General features: G+C 27.0%; 16 protein-coding genes. 14 read left to right on the forward strand and 2 right to left on the reverse strand.

The window, feature by feature from the left end:
• Positions 1-128 precede the first annotated feature (128 nt).
• On the reverse strand, positions 129-851 hold the full coding sequence (locus CLSA_RS05940) for a type 1 glutamine amidotransferase (RefSeq protein ID WP_022744503.1): 723 nt from the start codon (positions 849-851) through the stop codon (positions 129-131).
• A 19-nt stretch (positions 852-870) separates the two neighbouring features.
• Complete coding sequence (locus CLSA_RS05945) at positions 871-2,229, reverse strand: Mur ligase family protein (protein ID WP_041716491.1); 1,359 nt, start codon at positions 2,227-2,229, stop codon at positions 871-873.
• A gap of 433 nt (positions 2,230-2,662) precedes the next feature.
• Between CLSA_RS05945 and zapA the strand changes: the two genes are divergently transcribed.
• The 14 genes from zapA (at position 2,663) to murJ (ending at position 24,736) form a co-directional block, all read left to right on the forward strand.
• The gene (gene zapA / locus CLSA_RS05950; RefSeq protein WP_022744505.1) at positions 2,663-4,372 is read left to right on the forward strand and encodes a cell division protein ZapA; all 1,710 of its coding nucleotides are present in this window, start codon (positions 2,663-2,665) and stop codon (positions 4,370-4,372) included.
• 389 nt (positions 4,373-4,761) lie between these two features.
• On the forward strand, positions 4,762-7,119 hold the full coding sequence (locus CLSA_RS05955; protein WP_022744506.1) for a U32 family peptidase: 2,358 nt from the start codon (positions 4,762-4,764) through the stop codon (positions 7,117-7,119).
• Positions 7,120-7,289: 170 nt separating this feature from the next.
• On the forward strand, positions 7,290-9,650 hold the full coding sequence (locus CLSA_RS05960) for an endonuclease MutS2 (protein WP_022744507.1): 2,361 nt from the start codon (positions 7,290-7,292) through the stop codon (positions 9,648-9,650).
• A gap of 49 nt (positions 9,651-9,699) precedes the next feature.
• Entirely contained in the window at positions 9,700-10,428 is a 729-nt protein-coding gene (locus tag CLSA_RS05965) for a 2-thiouracil desulfurase family protein (RefSeq protein ID WP_022744508.1), read from the forward strand.
• Between the two features lie 216 nt (positions 10,429-10,644).
• Entirely contained in the window at positions 10,645-11,919 is a 1,275-nt protein-coding gene (locus tag CLSA_RS05970) for a hypothetical protein (protein WP_022744509.1), read from the forward strand.
• Between the two features lie 98 nt (positions 11,920-12,017).
• Positions 12,018-13,241 carry an exonuclease SbcCD subunit D gene (locus CLSA_RS05975; protein ID WP_022744510.1) on the forward strand — a complete coding sequence of 408 codons (1,224 nt, stop codon included), beginning with the start codon at positions 12,018-12,020 and terminating at the stop codon, positions 13,239-13,241.
• Positions 13,228-16,722, forward strand: coding sequence for an AAA family ATPase (locus CLSA_RS05980; protein ID WP_022744511.1), 3,495 nt, complete (start codon positions 13,228-13,230; stop codon positions 16,720-16,722). Before CLSA_RS05975 ends, CLSA_RS05980 begins: the two co-directional genes overlap by 14 nt.
• Positions 16,723-17,000: 278 nt before the next feature.
• The gene (locus tag CLSA_RS24225) at positions 17,001-17,126 is read left to right on the forward strand and encodes a hypothetical protein (protein WP_257788107.1); all 126 of its coding nucleotides are present in this window, start codon (positions 17,001-17,003) and stop codon (positions 17,124-17,126) included.
• Between the two features lie 73 nt (positions 17,127-17,199).
• A complete protein-coding gene (locus tag CLSA_RS05985; RefSeq protein ID WP_022744512.1) occupies positions 17,200-17,778 on the forward strand; it encodes a 50S ribosomal protein L25 in 579 nt (192 codons plus the stop codon).
• A 373-nt stretch (positions 17,779-18,151) separates the two neighbouring features.
• Positions 18,152-18,733: a 50S ribosomal protein L25 gene (locus CLSA_RS05990; RefSeq protein WP_022744513.1), complete on the forward strand. Its 582-nt coding sequence runs from the start codon at positions 18,152-18,154 to the stop codon at positions 18,731-18,733.
• A gap of 315 nt (positions 18,734-19,048) precedes the next feature.
• Positions 19,049-20,776, forward strand: coding sequence for a phospho-sugar mutase (locus CLSA_RS05995; protein ID WP_022744514.1), 1,728 nt, complete (start codon positions 19,049-19,051; stop codon positions 20,774-20,776).
• A gap of 366 nt (positions 20,777-21,142) precedes the next feature.
• Positions 21,143-22,243 (forward strand): tetratricopeptide repeat protein, encoded by a 1,101-nt coding sequence (locus tag CLSA_RS06000; RefSeq protein WP_022744515.1) that lies wholly within the window; start codon positions 21,143-21,145, stop codon positions 22,241-22,243.
• A gap of 39 nt (positions 22,244-22,282) precedes the next feature.
• Complete coding sequence (locus tag CLSA_RS06005; RefSeq protein ID WP_022744516.1) at positions 22,283-22,993, forward strand: WecB/TagA/CpsF family glycosyltransferase; 711 nt, start codon at positions 22,283-22,285, stop codon at positions 22,991-22,993.
• A 216-nt stretch (positions 22,994-23,209) separates the two neighbouring features.
• Entirely contained in the window at positions 23,210-24,736 is a 1,527-nt protein-coding gene (gene murJ / locus CLSA_RS06010; protein ID WP_022744517.1) for a murein biosynthesis integral membrane protein MurJ, read from the forward strand.
• Positions 24,737-24,813: the final 77 nt, after the last annotated feature.

Here is a 24,813-nt window from a genome sequence, read left to right on the forward strand (position 1 = left end):
ATGTAGTTAAATTCTGAAAGTATGCTTTTTTTGAAAATATTTAATGTTAGGAATATAAATAATATGGACAGTAGATGTTTGTTATATAAAACTATCTGCTGTCCTTATTATGTTTTCTAAGTTTCTTATTATTTTAATCTTTCAATTATAGCTTTTTTTGCATTTAATTCAAAATCATCTTTTAATGATTCTAATTTTATATCATTGCCATATTTATTTTGAAGAGCTAAAGTTAAAAGTCTATCTGCAAATTCAGGATTCTTTGATAAAAAGGAACCATGGAAGTAAGAACCAAAGGTATTCTTATATATGCAGCCTTCATAACCATCAGAACCGTTATTACCATATCCGTGAATGCATTTTCCAAGTGGAGTATGATTGTTTATATATGTTCTTCCAGAGTGATTTTCAAAACCTACATAAGTTTCATTAAACTTTTCATTATATATTTCAGTATTTCCAATAAATCTAGTATCTCCACCTTCACTATAAATATCTAAAATACCAAGTCCATTTATTTTTTCTCCATTTGGAGCAGTATAGTATTTACCTAATAATTGATAGCCTCCACATATGGCAAGAAAAACTTTACCACTCTCTATATATTCTGTTATAGCTTCTTTTTTTACAGTATTTAAATCATTTGAAACTATAGATTGTTCATAGTCTTGACCGCCACCGAAGAAAATAATATCTATGTTGTCCTTATCTATAGTTTCATTTAGAGAGCAATTAATTATATTTATATCAATTCCTCTAAGTGTAGCTCTATGTTTTAAAATTAGCACGTTACCTACATCGCCATAGACATTTAATAAATCTGGATATAGGTGACAAATAGTTAATTCCATAAGTCTAAGGCCTCCTTTATTACCATAATTTATTAATATAACCCTTTGAATGAAGGTACTTTCTATAATTAATCATTGCAGTATAAGTTGCAAGAATATATATCTTTTTTGATTTAGATTGCTTAACTTTATTAGTTAATTGTTCATAATCTTCTTCTAAAATAAATTTATCAACATTTAAGCCTGCAACTTTTAATCTTACAGCCATATCATACATTCTCATTCCTGATACGAAAATATCTTCTATCTTTAATGTAGAAATTTTTTCGAAATCTACATCCCATATCCAAGATACATCACGTCCATCAGCATAGTTATCATTTAACATAAACACTGCTGAAAATTCATTTTTATTAAGAGAAAGTGTATCCAACGCTTGATTATATCCAGCTGGATTTTTCACCAAAATTATTTGTACATCTTTATCATCTATAGTTATTTGTTCCTGCCTACCGAAACTTGAACTTTGATTTTGAAGAGAAGATTTTATTATGGAATCTTCAACGCCAAGTTCTTTAGCTATTGCAAAGGCACATAAACCATTGTAAATATTATAAGCACCTGATTGACTTATAAAAACTTCAGTAGAGTTTATTAAAACAGAAGAATTCTCAGCTGTTAAATCAAAAATTTTATTTACTGCATAAGACAGATCAGGTCGTTTATAGCCACATTCGGGACAGTAAAAATCACCTAAATGATTATAAGTTACCAAGTTATAACTATATGGGGCCTTACAAAACTTGCAAAATTTTGCATCAGCATTTAAATCTAATGAAGCATTTTCTTTAATTGGAGTGTTAAAACCATAGTATACACACGGATTTTTTATATTAAGTTTACCTAGTAAAGATTCATCTCCATTTAAAACTAATTTAGATGTTGGAACTTTAGAAACACCTTCTAAAATTTTAACTAAAGTTGTATAAACTTCGCCATATCTATCTAGTTGGTCTCTAAATAAATTAGTTACAGTTATTATTTCAGGAGTCAAGTGCTCTGTAATAAATTTAACATTAGCTTCATCGACTTCAATAACAGCGTAAGGCGATTTTTTCTTTTTGAAAAAAGAAAAATTTGAAACAAAGCAAGCTACAATACCAGGATATAAATTAGCACCAGTATTATTTGTAATAACATTAAGACCATTTTCCTTTAAAATATTATAAATCATACTAGTTGTTGTTGTTTTACCATTAGTTCCAGTTACTAAAATTACTTTGTATCCCTTGCTGACTGTCTTTAAAATTGTTTTATCAAGTTTTAATGCTATTTTACCAGGGAAATTACTTCCACCTTTTACAATATGTTTTGCAAGAAATGCCGTAATTTTTGATAAAAATATGCTTAAAATAGAATTGATATTTATTGTACTCACCACCTAATTGAATTTTCTTTAACATATTTTAAGGCTTAATCAAAAAATAATAGATCAGTATACGTGAATATAAATGATACTGTGTTGGCAAAGTCTGCTAATAGAACTCCCTATAAGCAAAATTTGTTTCATTGTCTAGCACGTTATATGCTACGAACTTTGGTCTACTATTTATTTTCATGTGCCTAAGTGAACCTTAAATTAAGTAACAAAAATATAAGGTTTTTAGATAATCACAATAAGTATAGCACAAAAAATAAAAACTAAGAAAATATTTTTAAAATTAACATATAAATTTCATTTGCATACTCAAAATGAATAAATTTTAACAAGTAAACTGAAAAATTCGTTTTTTACTTAAGGTTACATAATTGTTTTATTAGTTAATATGCCATATAATTAAAGATAATAAAGAATTTTACGAGGTGCTATTATGATCAAAGTGACAGTTAATATAAATGGTATGAATTATAATTTAAAAGGGGAAAAAGATGAAAAGTATTTAATGGGGTTAGCAAATTATGTTGATGGGAGAATTAAAGAAATAGCGTCAAAAAAATCAACTCTTAGCACAAGTGCAGCAACAGTTTTGGCAGCAGTAAATATTGCAGATGAACTTTATGAGTGTGATTCACAATTAGAAGATACTATAAAGGCTAAGGCATCAGCTGATGCAGAAAATCTTTCATTAAAGAAAAAAGTTGATGAGATTAATTTGAAATTAGAAAGTATTCTTAAAGAAAAAATAAATACTCAAAATGATTTTGGAAGAAAAGAAGCAGAATTAAGTGAAGAGTGCAAAGGTTTGAAAAAAACTATCGATGAATTAAATTCTCAGATTAATGAATTAAAAACTGACAAGATTAAATTAAACCAAGAAAATAAGCAAATAACGATTGAAGCTAAAAAGAGTAAAAATTCTAATGAGATGTTAACTAAAGAAGTTACTGAATGTAAAGAAAGAAATAAAGCTCTTCATAAAAAAATAGATGAGGCTAAAAATAAAGAACATAGATTAAATAAAGAATTACAAACACTAAATGATGCTAAAAATATTTTGAATAAAGAAAACTTATCATTGAAAGAAAACAATAAAACACTTGAGATAAACTTAGTAAACAATCAAGAACAGTTAGAAAAAGTAAAACTAAGTTTAGAAAATGAGATAAGTAGAAATGAATTGTTAAATAAAGAATATAACTTATGTAAAAAACAGCTAGAAGACCTAAATGTTTTATATAATGAATGTGATAAAGAATTTAATGTATGCAAGAAGAAACTAGAGCAACAAATTAATCTTAACAATGAGCTTAATACAAAAATGAATTCAGAAAAAGAAACATTAAAAAATAAAATAGAGAAATTAATATTACAAGAAGCTGAGTTAAATAAACAATTGGACATTGAAAAAGATAGCAATATCCAATTATTAAAAAAAGTAGAAGAAAGTGATTTGGAAAAGGAAAAGTTAAACAAACAATTAAATGATTTATTTGATGAGTCAGATAAAGAAATTTCAATATATAGAGAGAAAGTAAACGAACTTAATGATAAAAATGGTGAACTTACAAATAAATTAAATTCATTGAATAAAATTAAGGAAAGTTTAGACAATGAAATTAATAAATTAAGAGGAGAACAAGTCTCTTTAAATAATGAATTAGTAAGTATAAGAGATGTAAATGACGAATTATCTAATGAAATTGAACAATATGATAAAGAAATAGAAGCTTTAAAGGAAGAAATAGAACTTGCTAATAAACACAATGAGAAGTTACAGAATGAGGCACACATAGCAAATGAAGAAAATAAAAAAGAAATAAAGCTTAAGTATAAAGAAATAGAGGATAAAGAAGAAAGGTTAAAAAATTTAAATGAAGAAGTTACTGTTAAAGATACATCATTATTAAAAATTAAAGAAGAATTAGAAGAAAAGAACAAGTTATTAACTCATTTAGAAAAATCTATATTAATGTTAGAGAAAGAAAAAGAAGCTTTGAGTAGCGAAAATGAAAAGCTTAATGATGAATCAAGAAAATCTAAACATAAATTATTTGAATTGCAAGCTAAGGTAATAGATACAGAAATAGAAATTGCTAAAATAAAAAAAGGACAAGTAGGACCTATTGTAAGAAAAAAATAGCAGTGTAATAATAAAACTATAATAAGTAAAAAACGAAATAGGATACATATATGTTTGAGTACAGGGAAGTTTCAAATCCCTGTTGCACATATATGTGTCCTATTTATTAATTTACTATTATTAAGGAATATATATAATTATTTATATGAAACTATTAATATTTTTATATAAACTTGACGCATTTATATTCAATGGTTAAGATTTAATATGGAATGATAAAATTTATTTGACATTTGTATAGTTTAATAAGTTAAAATATACAAATGTAAAACTTATCTGATTTAATAAAAATACAATTTAAGTTTAAATATGATATAAAAATAAAAGTTAACCATGTATTGTGTTAGCTAATACTAAAAGAATAAATATATGATGTAAAGAGGAATGTTATGAATAAAATTGAATTACTAGCTCCAGCAGGTAGTATGGAGAGTTTAATTGCAGCTATAAATAATGGCGCAAATGCGGTATATCTTGGGGGAAGTAAATTTTCTGCAAGAGCTTATGCTTCAAATTTTGATAATGAAACTATGATAAAAGCAGTGGACTATGCACATAGCTATGGAGTTAAGGTTCATATAACAGTGAATACACTTTTAAAACAAAGTGAGTTACAAGAAGCTTTGAAGTATGTTGGATATTTATATGAAATTGGAGTAGATGCATTAATAATTCAGGATACAGGACTTATTAGTTTGATAAAAAGTGTATATCCAGAATTTGAATTACATGCATCAACTCAAATAACAGTACATAATGGTGAAGGTGCCTTATATTTTAGAGAAAAAGGTTTGCATAGAATAGTCCTATCTAGAGAACTTTCTTTAGATGAAATTAAATATATATCAAAAGATTTAGGGATTGAAACAGAGATGTTTGTTCATGGAGCATTGTGTGTATGTTATTCAGGACAATGTTTAATGAGTTCTATGATCGGGGGAAGAAGTGGTAATAGAGGAAGATGTGCTCAGCCATGTAGAATGCAATATAATTTAAAAGGGGAAACTTTAGGGGAAAGAAAAGCTTATCTTTTAAGTCCAAAGGATACAAGTTTCATTGAAGATATAGAAGATATTATAAAAAGTGGAACTTCATCTTTAAAAGTTGAAGGTAGAATGAAAAAGCCAGAATATGTGGCTGGTGTTATTCGAAATTATAGAAAAGCCATAGATAAAGTAGAAAAGCATAAAAAGTTTGATTTAAATAAGGGGAAAAATGAATTAGCTCAATTGTTTAATAGGGAAGGTTTTGCTAAAGCATATCTATATAAAAATGTAGGAAAAGATATGATGAGTTATAATTATCCTAAAAATACAGGTGTATATTTAGGTAAAGTTACTGACAACAATGAAGTGGTGTTAGAAACGAATGTTGGATTAGGCGATGGAATAAGATTTAATGATGATGGATTCACTTTAAGCAAGATAATATGCAATGGCAAGGAAGTGAATCAAGCATCTAAAGGTGATAAGGTTAAATTATTCCCAATAGGTGGATATAAAAAAGGCTATAGATTATTTAAGATGTCTGATAAAAGATTATATGATGATTTGAAAGAGTGTGTAAAACCATATAAAAGAAAGATTTCTATTGAGGGAGAAGTTGAATTTAAAGTTAATTCACCACTAATTATTACAGCTAAGTTTAACAATAAACAATATAAAGTTTATGGAGAAATGGTAGAAGAGGCAACTAATAAGCCATTAACTAAAGAAAGAGTAGAGGAAGCTTTAAAGAAATCTGGTGAGATTCCTTATAAGTTCGATAAAATAGAATTTACATATTTTGATGATGGATTTATAAGAATAGCATCTATAAATAATTTGAGAAGAGAATTATTTGAAAAGATTTTAAAGGATACATCTATTAGGAGAAAAAGAGTTCAAGAATCTATAAAGCCTAAAAGTATAAAATCTAATGAAAGTTTAGGATTAATATATAGTTGTATTACAAAGGAACAATTATCTGCTTTAATGGAAAACAATAATGTCAAAAATATAGCCTTAGACATTTTTTTTAGCAGACATAAGAATGCTTTAAATAAAAATGATTTAAAGGAATTATTAGAACAAGGAAAAGAAGAAAAGAATATTTATTTAAGAGTACCTAATATAATAAAACAAGAATTTACTGAGATTTTAAAAGTAATTAATGAAGTAAGTTCATATATAACAGGGATAATAACGTCTAATGCCGGAATAATCAAAATATATAGAGACAAACTATTTATAATAAGTGACTATAAGTTAAATATTTTTAATAGAGAAAGTGCAGAATTCTATGCTGAAGATGTAGATATTCCATGTTTGAGTTTGGAATTAAACAGAAAAGAAATCAAAGAAGTAATGAAAAATATGAATTGTAGTGTTGGAATTAATGTTTATGGTAAAACTGAACTTATGGTTAGTGAATATTGTCCAATAGGAAGTGCATTTGGAAATAAGTCTGCTAAAAAAGATTGTAATGGTGAATGCATGAAGGATAAGTTTGTTTTAGTAGATAGAATGAATGAAAGTTTTAGAGTTTTAACAGATAACAATTGCAGAAGCCATATTTTAAATTCATTACCTATAAACTTAATTGAAGAAATAGACGAATTAAAGTCTTTCAATGTCAATAATTTTAGAATTGATTTTACGGACGAAAGTTATGAAGAAGTAAAAGATGTTTTAAATCAAATTAATACTGGTAGGAAAGCTGAAAATAAGGTTTATACTAAGGGGCATTATAAAAGAGGCGTAGAATAAAGATGATTAGGAATATGAAAAAAATGCAAAGTTAAAGATGCGATGTATATTTAAATCATGTCAGACTATTAAGTGAATATACTTATGAGGTATTATGCAAAATAGACTAGTATAATGATTTGTTATTTTTGAATATTCTAACAGTGTACAGTGATAAGGATGTGTTATAAATGAATGAAAGATCTCTAAGAGTACTAGAATTTTATAAAATTAAAGAGAAAATTAAAAAATATGCACGTACAAATGCAGGTAAGGCGAGAATTGATGCTTTAGAGCCTTATAATAATTTGTATGAAATTAATAATAAATTAGAAGAAACTAATGAAGCACTGGAAATTCTAATTACAAAGGGAAATCCACCACTTGAAGGTCTTTTTGATATACATGAAGGAATAGAAAGGGCTAAAAAGGGTGGAACTTTAACACCAGAGCAGTTATTAAAAGTTGGAGGTATGCTTAGAGCTTCTAGAAATATGAAAGAGTTCTTTCAAAGAGAGGAAGTAGAAAAAGCTTATGAAAGACTTGAAGATTTAGCTTATATACTAGTTCCTGTAAAGAGTTTAGAAAATGAAATAGAAAGATCAATAGTGTCAGAAGAAGAAATTAGCGATAAAGCTAGCCAAACCCTATATAATATAAGAAGAAGTCTTAAGGAAAAGAATTCTTCAGTTAGAGAAAAGATAAGTTCTATAGTTAAAAGCAATTCAAAGTACTTACAGGATGACTTATATACTATGAGAGGAGATAGGTATGTACTTCCTGTAAAGTCAGAATATAAAAGTGCAGTTCCAGGACTTGTACATGATCAAAGCTCAACTGGAGCGACTTTCTTTATAGAACCTATGAGTTTAGTTAATTTAAATAATGAAATAAGGGAATTAGTACTTAAGGAAAAAGCGGAAATAGATAGAATACTTACAGCTCTTTCATTAAAGGTTAAAGATAGCGGAGAACAATGTTTAAGTAATTTAAAAATACTTATTGAGTTTGATTTTATATTTGCTAAGGCAAGATATGCATCTAAGTTAAATGCTGTAAAACCAATAGTTAGGGAAGATGGTATATTTAATATATTATCAGGAAGACATCCTTTAATTGAAAATGATAAAGTTGTGCCATCTGATGTTTATTTAGGTGAAGATTTTGATACACTTATGATAACAGGACCTAATACTGGTGGTAAGACTGTTACTATAAAAACTGTTGGACTTCTTCATATTATGGGATTAAGTGGACTTTTAATACCAGCTAGAGATAATTCGTCAATAGCTTTCTTTAATGAAGTTTTTGCTGAAATTGGAGATGAACAAAGCATAGAACAAAGTTTATCTACATTTTCATCTCATATGACAAACATTGTTGAAATTATGAAACATGTAGATGATAAATCATTAGTTCTTTTTGATGAAATTGGTTCAGGCACAGATCCTGCAGAGGGAGCAGCACTTGCAGTATCTATCTTAGAAACTTTAAGAAGTAGAGGTGCAAAATTAATTGCCACAACTCACTATAGTGAACTTAAGGCATATGCGTTAAAGACAGATGGTGTTGAGAATGCTTCTGTTGAATTTGATATAGAAACATTAAGACCAACATACAGATTACTTATTGGAGTGCCTGGTAAGTCTAATGCTTTCGAAATTTCTAAAAGATTAGGATTAGTAGAAGGTGTAATAAAAAGAGCTAAATCTTATATGTCAGAAGAAAATTTACAATTTGAAAATTTAATTAGAGATCTCCAAGAAAAGAGTATTATTGCTAAGAGAGATGCAAGAGAAGCTAAGATTCTTAAAGAAGAGGCGGAGCAACTTAAAAAGAGATTTGAAGATAAGCTGGAGAGATTAGAAATTACAAGAGACAAAGCTTATATGGATGCTAGACGAGAAGCAAAAGAAATTATAGCTAATGCAAAAGATGAAGCTGATGAAATCTTAAAGGCAATGAGAGACCTAGAGAAGATGGGAATTTCAGGTGGTGGAAGACAGAGACTTGAAGAAGAACGTAAAAAGCTTAAGGAAAGTTTAGAAAATAAAGAAAAAGGTCTTCATAAAATGAAAGAAAATGAGGGTGAAGTTATAACTAATATTATCCTTGGAATGGAAGCATTTTTACCTTCTCTAAATCAAAAAGTAATTGTTATTTCTATGCCAGACAGTAGAGGAGAAGTTCAAGTTGAAGCTGGTATAATGAAAATAAATGTTAAGGCAAAAGATTTAAGAAAAACTGTCCAAACAAAAGCTGAAAAAGTAAGAAAGAAGAGAGAAGTAAAGCTTAATTTAAGTAATGTAGAATCTAGAGTAGATTTAAGAGGATTGGATGCAGAAGAAGCATGTTATAAAGCAGATAAATATCTAGATGATGCTTACATGGCTAATTTAGGTGAAGTGACTATAGTACATGGTAAAGGAACTGGAATTCTTAGAAAAGCCATTAATGATATGCTTAAGAGACACCCACATGTTAAATCATATAGACTAGGTGTATATGGTGAAGGTGGAGATGGAGTTACTATGGTAGAGCTTAAAGCTTAAGGCATATTCAAAAAATAACAAGTCCATTTGCTAAATAGGAGGTGATGTTATGTATATAATAAGTGCATGCTTGTGCGGAGTTAATTGTAAATATAATGGAAAAGATAATTTAAATGAAAGATGTTTAAAATTATTTAAAGAAGGAAAAGCAGTTTTAGTATGTCCAGAACAATTAGGTGGATTACCTACGCCAAGAAATCCAGTAGAATTAAATTCTAGTGTACAAGAAGTTGTTGAAGGAAAAGGTAGAGCTTTAAGCAATTCAGGTGAAGATGTAACAAAACAATTTTTAGATGGAGCATATGAAACTTTAAAGATTGCAAACCAAGTAGGAGCAACTAATGCTATATTAAAAGAAGGAAGTCCTTCATGTGGATGCAATTTTGTATATGATGGAACATTTACGGGTAATAAAATTAAAGGTAAGGGAGTAACCGCGTACATATTAGAAAAAGAAGGTATAAATATATTTTCAGATGAAGATTTAGAAGTTGATAATAATAAGCTTGTATATCTTAATGAATATGATAGAGAAAAGGCTAGGAAGAGAAAGCTTTTTAGACAAAGTGAACAATCAGAATATGAAGAAGAGTATTTTGATTTGACTGAAAATATAGCGGACATGTCAGAATTACCGCCAAGAGTTGAAGAAAATGTTAAGAAACTTATGATTTCACTAGCGCATGATTTAATGGGATTTGAGGAAGTAGATGAAATTGCTGAAGCAACTGGATTAAGTATTGAAGAAGTTCAAGAAATACTTAATGAAGATGAATAAATGAGAATAATTGAGTAATTTATGCATATGTTATTTTATTATGTGTAGAATTATAAACAACCATGGATATAATTAGGCTAATTCCATGGTTGTTTAATTTTTAAAATAAAATAGAAAATTAGTGTTGAAAATATTTTTTGATTAATAGAGGTTTCATGAATATTAGAGGTTTAAGAACTTATAAGGCACATTAAAAAAAATACTTAGGAGAGTTCAATGAATAATACAATGAAAAGTATGCAAGTAAATGATGAATTAAATTATTACTATAATTTAATTAGAGATAAGTGGTGGAATAGCAGCAGTTATTTAAAACTTAATAAAAAGAAAATAAACTATAGTGAAAAGAAAGTTAGAGAGGCTAGATTTGATAATTTAATAGATAAACTTATAAATCAAATATGTAAATTTGATATTAATGACGATACAAAAATATGGAATGAACAGTTAAATCAAATTATCAATAAATTTACAGAGAATAGTTATATTTTTGACATTGATTTTGAGAATACTTTAAGAAAAGACTTTTTTGAAATTACAAAAACATTTATTGAGAAAGCTAAAGACTTTGATGAAGATATTGATATGAATGACATTGGTCAAGCTATGAGAAATGTATGGATTATTAATATTATCCAAGCAATTAAAGAGGAAAAGATAGAACTTTCAAATGCTGTTTTTAGTTATAGTATGCTTTATCCTTACACAGACAATTATTTAGATAATACAGATATTGATATTAATGATAAGATAGACTTTAATAGCAGATTATATCGAAGACTGCAAGGATATAATATATGTTCTAATAATGAGTGTGAAGAAAAAGTATATAAATTAATTGAAAATATTGAAGAAGTTTTTAATAGGGAAAAGTATCCTAAGGTATACAATAGCCTGATGCAAATACAAAATGGTCAAGTCCTTAGTTTGAATCAGCAAGATGAAATGACAATTCCATATGAAAGAGATATTTTAGGTATATCAATAAAAAAGGGAGGAGCATCAGTGCTTGTTGATGGTTACCTTGTTAATGGTGAATTATCAAGTGAAGAAATTAAATTTTGCGTTGGTTATGGAGTATTGTTGCAAATTGCAGATGATCTTCAAGATGTACGAGAAGATTTGAGCAATGAGCATGTAACTATAATATCACAACTTGCAGTAAACTATAAATTAGATTGTATAGTAAACAAACTTATTAATTTTACAATTAATGTAGTTGATGATTTTGTTATGCAAAGAGAAAATCAAAAGTTAAAAAACTTAATAAAAGATAATTGTATAATGTTAATATTATTTTCAACTGTATTGAGTAAAGAATTTTTTTCAAAAGAATATATAAAAGAAAAGGAAGAATATCTGCCATTTACTATAAAATATATAGAAAATTTAAAAATGAATTTAAAGAAGAAATTTAAGAAAATAAACAATATGAAAAACAAAGAAGAAAAAATGAAACAGATGTTTAAAGCAATTGTAATTTTGGAGTAGTGAATGTATATTTTACATGATTGGAGAAAAGATTTTAAATTACGTTATAATATCATTATATATTAAGAAATACATTTTAATAGAAAGGGTGTAGGAATTTGAGAATATTACATACAGCAGATTGGCATTTAGGAAAAAATTTAGAAGGACAAAGCAGAATGGATGAACAGGAACAATTCTTGAATGACTTTGTAGATATTGTTCAAGAAAACAATATAGATTTAATAATGATTGCAGGAGATATTTATGATAATCCCAATCCTCCAGCGAGAGCTGAAAAGATGTTTTATGATACTTTAAAGAGAATATCTAAAAATGGAGAGAGACTTACTTTAGTTATATCCGGAAATCATGATAATCCAGATAGATTAGTTGCAGCAGGACCACTTGCTCGTGACCATGGAATTATTATGGTTGGAACTCCTAAAACTGTAGTTCCTTGTGGACAATATGGTAAACATAAAGTTTTAGATTCTGGAGAGGGATTTATTGAGATTGAAGTAAATGGTGAAAGATCTGTTATATTAACGGTACCTTATCCAAGTGAAAAGAGACTTAATGAAGTTCTGTATGATGGTATGGATGAGGAAGAAGAAAAAGTGAAATCTTATAGTGATAGAATTTTTTTGTTATTTAATTCATTGAAACAGCATTACAGAGAAGATACTATAAATCTAGCAATAGCACATTTATTTACTATGGGGAGCGAAGAAGGTGGTTCTGAAAGAAGCATTCAACTAGGGGGAAGTTATATTGTTGATGGAGAATGTTTTCCTAAAGAATCTCAATATGTAGCTTTAGGTCATGTTCATAAGCCGCAGGTAGTTCCTGGTACACAAAAAAGAATAAGATACTGTGGTTCACCAATTCATTACAATAAGAAAGAAATTTCCTTTGAAAAGAAATGTTTTATTGTTGATGCAAAGGTAAATGAAGAATGTGAAATAAGAGAAATTTCATTAAAAGTATATAAACCAATTGAAGTATGGAAATGTAATAGCATTGAAGAAGCAATTTTAATGTGTGAAGAAAATAAAGATAAAGAATGTTGGGTTTATTTAGAAGTTAAAACAGATAGGTATATAAGAGAAGACGAAATTAAGCAAATGAAGGAATTTAAGAAAGATATCCTTGAAATAATGCCTAAAGTAAAAGGATTGAGCATGGATGATAGTGAAGGTTTGAATCTATCAGAAAAGTCATTTGAAGATATATTTAAAGAATTTTATGAAAAGGAACGAAAAGTGGAACCTGATGAAGAGGTTGTAGATTTACTTTTATCAATTGTAAGCGAGGAGAGTGCTTTAGATGAAACCAATTAAGTTGAGAATTAAAGGCCTTAATAGTTTTGTTGAAGAACAAACTGTAGACTTTGAAAAGTTAACTGATAGAGGTCTTTTTGGTATATTTGGACCAACAGGAAGTGGAAAGTCCACTATTTTAGATGGTATAACTTTAGCTTTGTATGGAGATGTTGCGAGAAAGAGCTCTAATTATATTAATACAAATTGCGATAGGTTAAATGTTAGTTTTGAGTTTCAAATATCTGGTGCAGAAGTTAAAAGATATATTGCAGAAAGAGAATTTAAAAGAAATAAGGAAGGTAATGCAATCTCAGGAAAGTGCAAAATAATTGATATAACTAATGTGGAAGAACAACAAGTTTTAGCTGATAAGGTGGGAACTGTGAATGACACAGTTAAGGAAATAATAGGACTTAATTTAGATGATTTTACAAGAACTGTTGTTTTACCTCAAGGAAAATTTAGTGAATTTTTAAAACTTGAGGGTAAGGAAAGAAGAGAAATGCTTGAACGATTGTTCAATCTTCAAAAATATGGTGAAAATCTTTCTAAAAAATTAAATGGTCAAATTAGTAAAGAAAGAACTAATAATAATATATTAATTGGACAGCTTAGTGGATATGATGATGTAACTGTAGAGAAATTGAATGAAAAGAAAGAAGAACTTAAGAATTCTAAAGAAACATTAGAAAGATTAAAGGAGTCATTGGAAGACATAGAAAAGCAATATAAAGAATCAGATGAACTTTGGAAGCTTAGTCTTGAATTTGATGAATATAAAAATAAAGAAGAAATATTGAAAGAAAAAGAAGAAGAGATAGCTCAATTTTTAGAGAAAATTAAATTAGGAGAAGCAGGAGAAAAAGTTATACCATACATAAATGCTTATGAAAATACGGTTAATGAATTTAATAATAATAAGGAAGAATTAAAAGCATTAAATCTAACGATAAGCAAAATCATAGAAGAAAAAGAAAATATAGAAAAAACATGGATTAAGGCAAAAGAGGATAAGGAAAATAAACTTCCCCAATTGATATTGCATGAACAAAAAGTACAGGATGCTATAGAAGAAGAAAAATTATTATATAAAATACAAAATGATATAAATTTATTAAACATAGAAATTCAAAAGTTAGAACATAGGAATAAGGAAATTGAGATAAAACTTAAAAATATAGATGAAAGTATTGTTTCTAAAAATAATGAAATAAAAGAAGATGAAAAGACATATGAGAAATTAAGGCTTGATGAAAGTTTTAAGGAAAAAGTACAGCAAGGTATGATTGAGGAAGAAAAATACAATAACTTAAGCTTAATTATTAACAAAAATAAGGAAAAGAAAAATTCAATAGTAAAAGAGAATGACAAAAATATAATTGATGGAAAAAAACTAAAAGCTAAACTTGAAGAAAAGAGTGAAATCTTAAAGGCTGAAAGTGAAAAACTAAAGAATTTGATAGAAAGTTGTCCTGGAGAACAAAAAGATTTATTACAATTGCAAGAAGTATTAGTTATTAACAGAGATAAATGGAAAAATTATAATAAATTAAATAAAGAAATAACCTCCGCACATGTTGAAATTAAAGATTTAGAGAATAGAATATTAGCAAAAAAACAAGAGTTAATTATAATAAATGAACAACTTAAAAAATTAAAAGATGAGCAGAAAATAGTTTTAAGAGAAAATCTAGCACAAAAGCTTAGAGAAGAGCTTAATGAAGGCGAAGAATGTCCAGTTTGTGGATCGGTTCATCATTTTAAGGAAAATATAAAACCTATAGAAGTATCAAGTTTAAAATTAATAGAAGATGAGATAAATAATAAAGAATCTTTTATTAATAATATTAATCATGATATAGCTAAGTATGAAAATAGTTTTGATAATTTTAATAATAAAATAAGACTAAATAAAGAAGAAATCGATAAGCTTGGAAGTGAATTCAAGGAAAATTCAACAGAAGAATTAGAAAGTAGATTTGAAAAATTAAAGAATTCACTAGAAATATATACAAAAGAAAAAGAAGATTTAGAGAGAAAAATCAATAAAATTAATAATGAAATAATAGCAGAAAGCGGAGAAATAAATGCTCTTAGAAAAGTTGTAATGGCAAGTACTAAGCAAATAAGTGAAATTGAAAAAGACATTGATGATGATTTAAAGGAATTAGATTTAATACAAAATAAATTGGTGTTATTAAAAGATGAAATTAATGTTGATAATTTCAAGAAAAAAAATGATGAAATAAAAGAAAGTGAAAAACGTAGAGAAAGTATAGCTAATACGATAAAATGCAATAGAAAAAAATTAGAAGAACTAGATAAAATGAGAGTGAATTTTAACAATGAATTAACAGCTATAAAAGAACAATTGGCTAAAAATAATGCTAATCTTTATGGTTTTGAAAAGAATAAAGAAGAAAAAATTAAATTGATAAAAACAAAAGTTGGGGAAGAAAAAAACTTAAATCAATTATTGGCTGACCTTCAAAAAGAAATAAAATATATTAATGAAATTTTTGGCGATTGTGAAAATAATAAAACAAAAATAGAAAAAGAATTTGAATCATGTAATGAGACATTGATAAAAACAAACAGTAAATGTGATGAACTTAATAAGAGAGTAAATGAAAATCATGCACAGTTGGAAATAGCTATAGATTCAGAAGGTTTTAAAACATTAGGGGAAGTTAAAAATAATATAATTGATAAGGTAGAACTTGATAAATATAAAGAAAAAGTAGAATTGTATAAGGATAGTTTATCTAAAATAAAAGGTGCACTTGAAAGTTTATCAAAAAAAATAGATGGAAGAAAAATAACAAAAGAGCAATATGAGGAAATAATGGCTATAAGACTTCAAAAGAATGAGGAATATAAGCAGCACAATGAAATTAAAATTAAACTTGAAGAAGAGGTCAAGGGAATAAAAGCTAAAGTTGAAGAGTTAAAAGAACTTTTAGACAAAAAGAAAAGTTTAGACCATAAATTAGCGCTGTTAAATGATTTAGAAAAATTATTTAAGGGAAAGAAATTTGTTGAGTTTGTGGCATCACATCAATTAAAATATGTTTCGTTAGAAGCATCCAAGAGATTAAAAGAAATAACACATGGTAATTATGGATTGGAAGTAGATGAAAATGGAAAATTTATAATTAGAGATTATAAAAATGGTGGAGCTGCAAGAGATGCATCAACACTTTCTGGAGGGGAAACATTCTTAGCATCGTTATCTCTAGCATTATCATTATCAGCACAAATTCAGCTAAAAGGAACTGCACCATTGGAATTGTTCTTCTTAGACGAGGGTTTTGGAACGTTGGATGACGAGTTGCTAGATGTGGTTATGAGTTCGCTAGAAAAAATTCATAATGATAAATTAAAGGTTGGAATAATAAGTCATGTTGAAAGTATAAAAAATAGAATTCCAGTTAAGCTTTTAATTACGCCAGCGGAATGTGGAATTGGAGGAAGTAGAGTTAAAATTGAAAGAAGCTAGATAAATGGAAGAAAATAAATGATAAGAAGGATACAAACGTATATTAAAGAAATTCTGTTTAATAATTGGATTTGGATAAAAGTGGTATAATGGTTATATGAGGCATACTCAAAAATAACAAGTCACATTGTAGTTTGTTTTTAAGTCATACTTAATCGTATGTTTTCTCAACAAATTACTATTAGTTTGCTTTTGTCGTGAACAAAAATACATATCGTGCATTGACTTGTTATTTTATATGCTAAAAAACAAAATTCAATATATTAGAGGCGAGATAAATGTTTAAATGTAAAGCTAAGTTGATTTTAACGTTTAATAATTCTTTGAGTGGAATCAATTTTAGTACAACTGCTTGCATTAAAAATTATACAAGCAGTTCATCTATGTATTTTGCTCCTACGTGAACAAAGAATCCTAAAAAATGGACAAGTTAAAAATTAATAAATTAAGAGAATAATTTTTAGGAGGATGTTTACTATGGAAGCATTAAATTTAAGTAAAAGAATGAAAACAATTTGTCACGGAACTAGAAAAGAAAGAAGAAATGGAAAGATTCCAGGAATAATATACGGAAAAGAAATTGGAAATGAAATGTTTGAAGTAGATTCATTGGAACTACAAAAAGAACTTACAGCTACTGGGGAACATGGTGTAATAACTTTTAACATGGATGGAAAGAAAGGTACAGCTGTAATTAAAGAAGTACAAAAAAGTCCAGTTGAACATAAGATAATACATCTTGACTTAGAAGAAATTGCCGCAAATGCTAAAATGCATACTGATGTATCAATTAAAATTATTGGTAAGGGTCTTCTAGAAAGCAAGGGACTAGTATGGCAAACACAAAGAGATTTAGTTAAAGTATCATGTATAGCAAAGGATTTACCAAAGGATATAGAACTTGACATTTCAAATGGGGGTGCAGGAACTGTATATACATTTAAGGATTTAAATATGGGGAAGAATGTATCAATTGTTGATGATATTTCAACTGTCATTGGATCAATAAGTGAAGAAGAAAGAGTACAAGAAGAAGAAGAAGAGACTGAAGAATAGATATTGGGATTAATTTTTGAATAAGAAAAAATATATAAGTCATTGTTTTAATGTTACGTATTCACTAGCATTAAAACAATGACTTATTTTTTAATAACATGTTTCAATATTAGTTTTTATATGATTTATTTAAAATTACTGTTCTATATGTGAATAAAATTACCTTAAATGAGAAATAATTAAAAAATAATGACTTAATTATTAAAAACGATATTAAATAATAAGTGTGCATGCTTTTTTTATTTAATGCCATTTTTGAATATACATCAATCTAATATTTTGATGTAATTATATTTATTAATAATGTGTTAAAGATATAGATAGCATTTTGACTTCTTGTTTTATATCGGCGAAATTTAAGGAGGATAAATAAATGGAACAATTAACTTTAAATAAAAGAATAAATAATGCAGCTCATTCAGCTAGAAGAAAAAGAAGAGAAGGAAAGATTCCAGGTGTCGTTTATGGTAAGAAATTAGGAAGTTTGATGTTTGAAATAGGTGCGATGGAATTGGATAAAGAGCTTTCAATAACAGGTGAACATGGAGTTGTAAACTTTGACTTAAATGGGTATAATGGAACAGCTATAATAAAAGATATTCAAAAGGATCCAGTAACTCATAAAGTTATGCATATTGATTTAGAAGAAATCAATAGAAATGGAAATATTGAGGCAGAAGTGCCAATTAAATTTGAGGGTAAAGAATTCTTAAGCACAAAAGGCATAGTTTTACAAGCACAAAAGAATTCTGTAAAAGTATCATGCAAACCAGAAGATTTACCAAAGTCTATAGAGGTTGATGTTTCAAAAGCTAAAATAGGTAGTGTGTATAAGTTAAGTGATTTAGAAGTTGGAAGTGAAATATCAATTGTAGATGACTTAAAAACTGTGTTTGCTTCTGTATCTATCCAACAATTTGAACCAGGTGAAGATGAAGAAGAATCACAGTCTTAATAATAAATTAATACATTTAAATTTAAGGCATATTAAAAAATTATTTTAATATGCCTTAATTATAATAAATAAAAAATATAATATTAATTAATTTTATATTATAATGTCTAAAAGGCTGTTTTGTTAAGGCTATATTTAGTATAATTTAGTAGAATAAATGTGGATTTTAAATTTACTTAATATTTTAATCATTAATATTAAACAGTATTTTAACTAAATATTAAAAAGTTGAGATTAAAACCTAATTAGACTATTTTTTATTATCGGTAAATATTGTATAATAATAAATGAGAAAAAATGGGGAGGGAATAAAACATGAATTACAAAGAAAAATATAACACGTGGATTAACTCAGAGATTATTAATGAGGAAACAAAAAACGAGTTGAAAAATATCTGTGATGAAAAAGAAATTGAGGATAGATTTTATCAAGACTTGGATTTTGGTACTGGTGGATTAAGAGGAGTAATTGGAGCAGGTACTAATAGAATGAATATATATACTGTTGCAAAGGCTACACAAGGATTTGCAAATTATTTAAATAATAGATTCAAAGAACCTTCAGTTGCAATTGCATATGATTCAAGAAATATGTCTAAGGAATTTGCAAAATCTGCAGCTCTTAACTTATGTGCAAATAATATAAAAGTATATTTATATGAAAGTTTAAGACCAACACCAGTTTTATCATTTACTGTAAGAGAATTAAAATGTAGTGGTGGTATAGTAATTACTGCTTCACATAATCCAAAGATATATAATGGATATAAGGTATATGATGAATTTGGTGGACAAGTAACAGATGAAAAAGCTAAATTAATTATTGATTCTGTTAATGCAGTAGATGATTTTTCACAAATTAAAAATATAGATGAAGAAACTGCGGTACAAAAAGGATTATTAAACTATATTGGAGAAAATGTAGATAATGTTTATTATGAAAAAGTTAAAGGATTATCTATAAGAACAGATTTAGTTAAGGAAAAGGCAAGTGCATTAAATGTTATATATACTCCAATTCATGGTTCAGGAAATGTTCCAGTGAGAAGTGTACTTAAACAATTAGGATATAGTAATGTCAAAGTAGTTAAAGAACAAGAAGCTCCAGATGGTAACTTCCCAACAGCATCTTATCCTAATCCAGAAAATCCAGATGTATTTAAATTAGCACTTCATATGGCTAAAACTGAAAATCCAGATATAATTTTTGGTACAGATCCAGATTGTGATAGAATTGGTGTTGTAGTTAAAGATAGTACTGGGGAATATAAAGTTTTAACAGGAAACCAAACAGGTTTACTTTTAACTCATTATGTATTAAGTTCTTTAAAGGAAACTAACAAATTACCAAAGAATGGAGTTGTTATAAAAACAATTGTAACAACAGAAGGTGCTAGAAGTATAGCAGAAGATTTTGATATAGAACTTATAGATGTATTAACAGGATTTAAATATATAGGCGAGAAGATTAGACAATTTGAAGATTCAGGGAATAAAACTTATTTATTTGGATTCGAAGAAAGTTATGGATATCTTGCAGGAAACTTTGTAAGAGATAAGGATGCTGTAATTGCTTCAATGTTAGTGTGTGAAATGGCTCTTTATTATAAGCAACAAGGCAAGAGTCTTTATGATGCACTAATTGAATTATATGAGAAGTATGGATACTTTAAAGAAACTCTAGTGTCATTAGAACTAAAAGGTAAGGAAGGACAAGAAAAGATATCAGCTTGTATAGAAGCTTTAAGAAATAATCCAATTAGTAAGGTTGATAATATAGATATAATCAAAAGATTAGATTATAAGTTAAGTACTGAAGAAGATATTGTTAATAATGTTAAATCTACTATTGAATTACCTAAGTCTAATGTATTAAAGTATATATTAGAAAATGGTTCATATTTTGTAGTAAGACCATCAGGAACAGAACCAAAGATGAAGATTTATTTAGCTGTAAAGAGTGATAGCTTAGAAAATGCAGAAAAAGATATTACACGATTTAAAGAAAAAGTAATGGAAATAATTAATGATAAATTAAATTAATTTAATTTCTATATAAATTGCTATCATCTAAAAGATGATAGCAATTTCTTTACAATATGGGAATTTATTTATCCTTTGTTTTTTATATGATAAAATATATTAAAGATTGTTATTAATGAATACTTATGAAATTTATGCTCAACAATTACTATTATAAAGTGTATAATTGATAAGTATTGATAATGACAATTAGGAACATGAAATAAAATAATGAGTTAAGATGCAATGTATATTTTACATGAAATAATTGTGAGGATTTATCTCATAGTTAGCTATTGTGTGAGCATGGTGAAGAAGTATCATGTAAAATAGACTATTATATTGATTTGTTATTTTTAAAAATATGACTTAAACAAGAGGTGCATAATGAGTAATTATAAGACAATGTATAAAGATAAATTAAGTAAAATGCTATTTTTAGAAATGAATTTGGATGGGTTCAAAAGGAGTGTTAATATTCCAGAGTATGTAGAGTTTAAAAATAAGGATTTATATATGCCTATAAGTGCTGAATATGTAGCATCTAATGCAAATGATGAAATTAAGATACATAATTTACCTATATACTATTTTATAGAAGGAATGTTTATTGCTTTTGGGGCGGATAAAAATATTAGATATAATGATGATTATGGAATGATATTATCTTATATTCCAGAGTCCGAAGAATGTGTAAAAAGCCTAATTGCAGATAGAATAAAGCAAGATAGATTAGATGATGCATACATATTATTAAAAGGGCTTTATAGATATGCTGAAGAAGAAGAAATTTTAACAAAACTTTTATCTGTTGGTGAAGCAATAAGAGAAAAGGATTCAACGTTTAGTGAGTTATTACTAGAAGATATTGATGAATGTAAGAAGAAATTTAATAAATGTCCACATCCACATCTGTATAATGCTTTAATATTGAAAGATAAAGGCGATTATAAAGGTGCAGAAGTGGAAATAAATGAATATATAAATAAGGGAGGAAAAAGAAGTAAAGAAATTGACATAATAATAACGGATATTGATAATATAAGTGACTATGAAAAGGCTATTGAACTTGTAAAAGATAATCCACAAAAAGCAATTGAATTATTACTTCCATTGAGTGAACAATTTAATGAAAATCCTTTAATATATTATTATTTAGGAGTCTCATATAGAAAGTTAGAAAATTATAATAAAGCTATACATTATTTAAATAAGAGCATTTCTATTGAATCAGGCATACTTGAAGTTGTTAATGAACTAGGAATGAATTATGCTTGTCTTGGAGAATATGAAGAAGCAATAAAATATTTTAAGAAAGCATTTGAAGCATCTAAAGAAGTAGAAATCTGTACAAATATTATAATGTGTTACATTAATTTGGGAGATACAGAACAAGCTAAACTTAATTTAGAGATTGCTAAAAAGTTGGCTCCAGAGGATGAAATAGTAATAGAAATTGATCAAATGTTAAATAGAGCATCAAAATAATAATTACATATTAAAATTATTTGAATTTTAGGAGATAATATGTTTACCAAAATATTAGATTTTAAAGTCTTTAATGAAGATAAAGATAGTTTAATTAATTACATAGAAAAATTAAGTAAAGTAAATATAATATCTGGAAATCCAGAAGTATTATTTAATGGATTAAATAATCCCAAGCTTAAACAGAATTTTAATGATAAAAATTCAGTTATAATACCCGATGGAGTGGGAACAGTTTTAGCATCAAAATTATTAAATTCACCAGTTAAAGAAAAAATAGCTGGAATAGATGTAGTAAAAGAAATATTTATTAAAGCAAATCAAGAAGGAAAGTCCATTTATTTATTAGGTTCTAGAGAAGAAGTATTAACAAAATGTGTGAAAAATATTGAGACCGAGTTCCCCAATTTAAAGATTGTAGGATCTCATAATGGTTTTTTTGATTTAAATAATTGTGAGAATATAATTCAAGAAATAAAATTAAGTGAACCATGGGCTATTTTTGTAGCGATGGGATCGCCAAGGCAAGAAATATTTATTGAAAAGATTATGCCTATTGTAAATACTAAAGTATTTATGGGTGTAGGGGGAGTTTTTGATATATTTGCAGGAGAACTTAAGAGAGCCCCTAAATGGATGATATCTTTAGGATTAGAATGGTTATATAGAGTAATAAAAGAACCATTTAGAATAAAAAGATTAATTTCAATACCTAAATTTTTATTATTAGTATTGAAAAATAAAAATTAAAATAGTTATTTATATATCAAGATAGAATTAAAAAAGAAAAGATAAATAGTACTGTCTATTTTGTATTAAGTAGTATGAACGATTTTTGATAACAGTTTTATTTAATTATAATTCAGAAATTATGATTTGTAACTTGTGCAAAATAGGTAGTGTATTTCAGTCTGTTAATTTTATGAATGTCTATGAAAAGTCATAAAACAGCAAATAGGTGATTAGATGAAAAAAGGAAGCACTTTAGTAAAATCCACATTTATAATAATGATAGTATCCTTAATAAGCAGAGTTTTGGGATTTGTACGAGATATGCTTATTGCTAAGAATTTTGGAGCAGGAATGTATACAGATGCTTATAATATTGCTGTATCTGTGCCAGAGATATTATTCACATTAGTTGGACTTGCAATATCAACAGCATTTTTACCAACGCTAAGTAAAATTAAAGCTAAAAATGGTAACGAGGAAATGTATGGGTTTGCAAATAATGTAATAAACATACTTTTTGTTATATCATTTGTTTTTTTTATAGGAACAATTATTTTTTCAAGGCAAATAGTTAATATATTTGACTTTTCAGAAGAAACAAAGTTATTAGCTGTTAGATTATTAAATATTACACTTTTAAATCTTTTATTTTTATCAGTTAATGCATGTTTTACAGCATTATTACAAGTAAATGAAGATTTTGTAATTCCGTCAATTTTGGGGTTATTTTTTAATCTACCTATGATATTATATTTAGTATTATTTAAGAATTATGATATAGTTGGATTGACAATTGCAAATGTAATTGGAAATTTCTTTAGGGTAGCTGTTCAAGTACCATCATTGGTTAAGCATGGATATAAATATAAGTTTATAGCAAACTTTAGAGATGAAAGATTAAAAGTAATTGTTATTTTGATACTTCCAGTTATTGTTGGTGCAGGAGCAAATTCTTTAAATATGGTAGTTGATACGAAAATTGCATCAAGTTTACCTAATGGATCAGTTTCAGCACTAAATTATGCGCAAAAGTTAATAATTTTTATAAATACTATTATTGTAACTTCTGTAACTAGTGTAGTATATCCTGTTATGGCTAATATGCGAAGTAATTATGATGAGAGTGGCTTTATTAACATATTAAAAAAATCAATTTTATATTTAGCGATACTGCTTATTCCTATTACAGCTGCAATTATGATATTTAGTGAAGAGGTAGTAAGTGTTGTATATGCAAGAGGAGAATTTACTCAATATGCAGTACATATTACAACACTTTCTTTACTTGGATATGGACTTGGAATATTTTTTACAGGAATAAGAGATGTATTAAACTCTACATTATTCTCAATGGGAAAAACTAAGATAACAACAGTAAATGGAGTTATAGGAGTTATTATAAATGTAGTTTTAAGTATAACATTATCTAGATATATTGGCATAATTGGAATAGCGTTAGCTTCATCTATAGCAATGTTAGTAACGTCGATGCTTTTACTTCGAAGTATAATAAAACTTGAAAAAATTTTTAGAATAAAAGATATGATCAAAAAAATAAGTCTAGTAATATTAAATTCGCTAATTATGGGAGCTGTACTCTATATTTTAGGAGCTAACTTAAATGGCAAATTACAGCCAATGGTTATTCTTATAATAGGAGCTATAGTTGGGGGGATTATTTATTTCGTATTATGTTATATGTTTAAAGTAGAAGAAATCGTAGAAATAAAAAATGCAATAATGAAAAAGATAAGAAGATAGATTATTTAAGATAAGGCACATGATCTTGTTAGTTATTTGATAGTGCCTAAATAGAATCTTAAATATTGATATGGATA

This window comes from Clostridium saccharobutylicum DSM 13864 (assembly GCF_000473995.1).
In the GTDB taxonomy this organism is placed as follows: domain Bacteria; phylum Bacillota; class Clostridia; order Clostridiales; family Clostridiaceae; genus Clostridium; species Clostridium saccharobutylicum.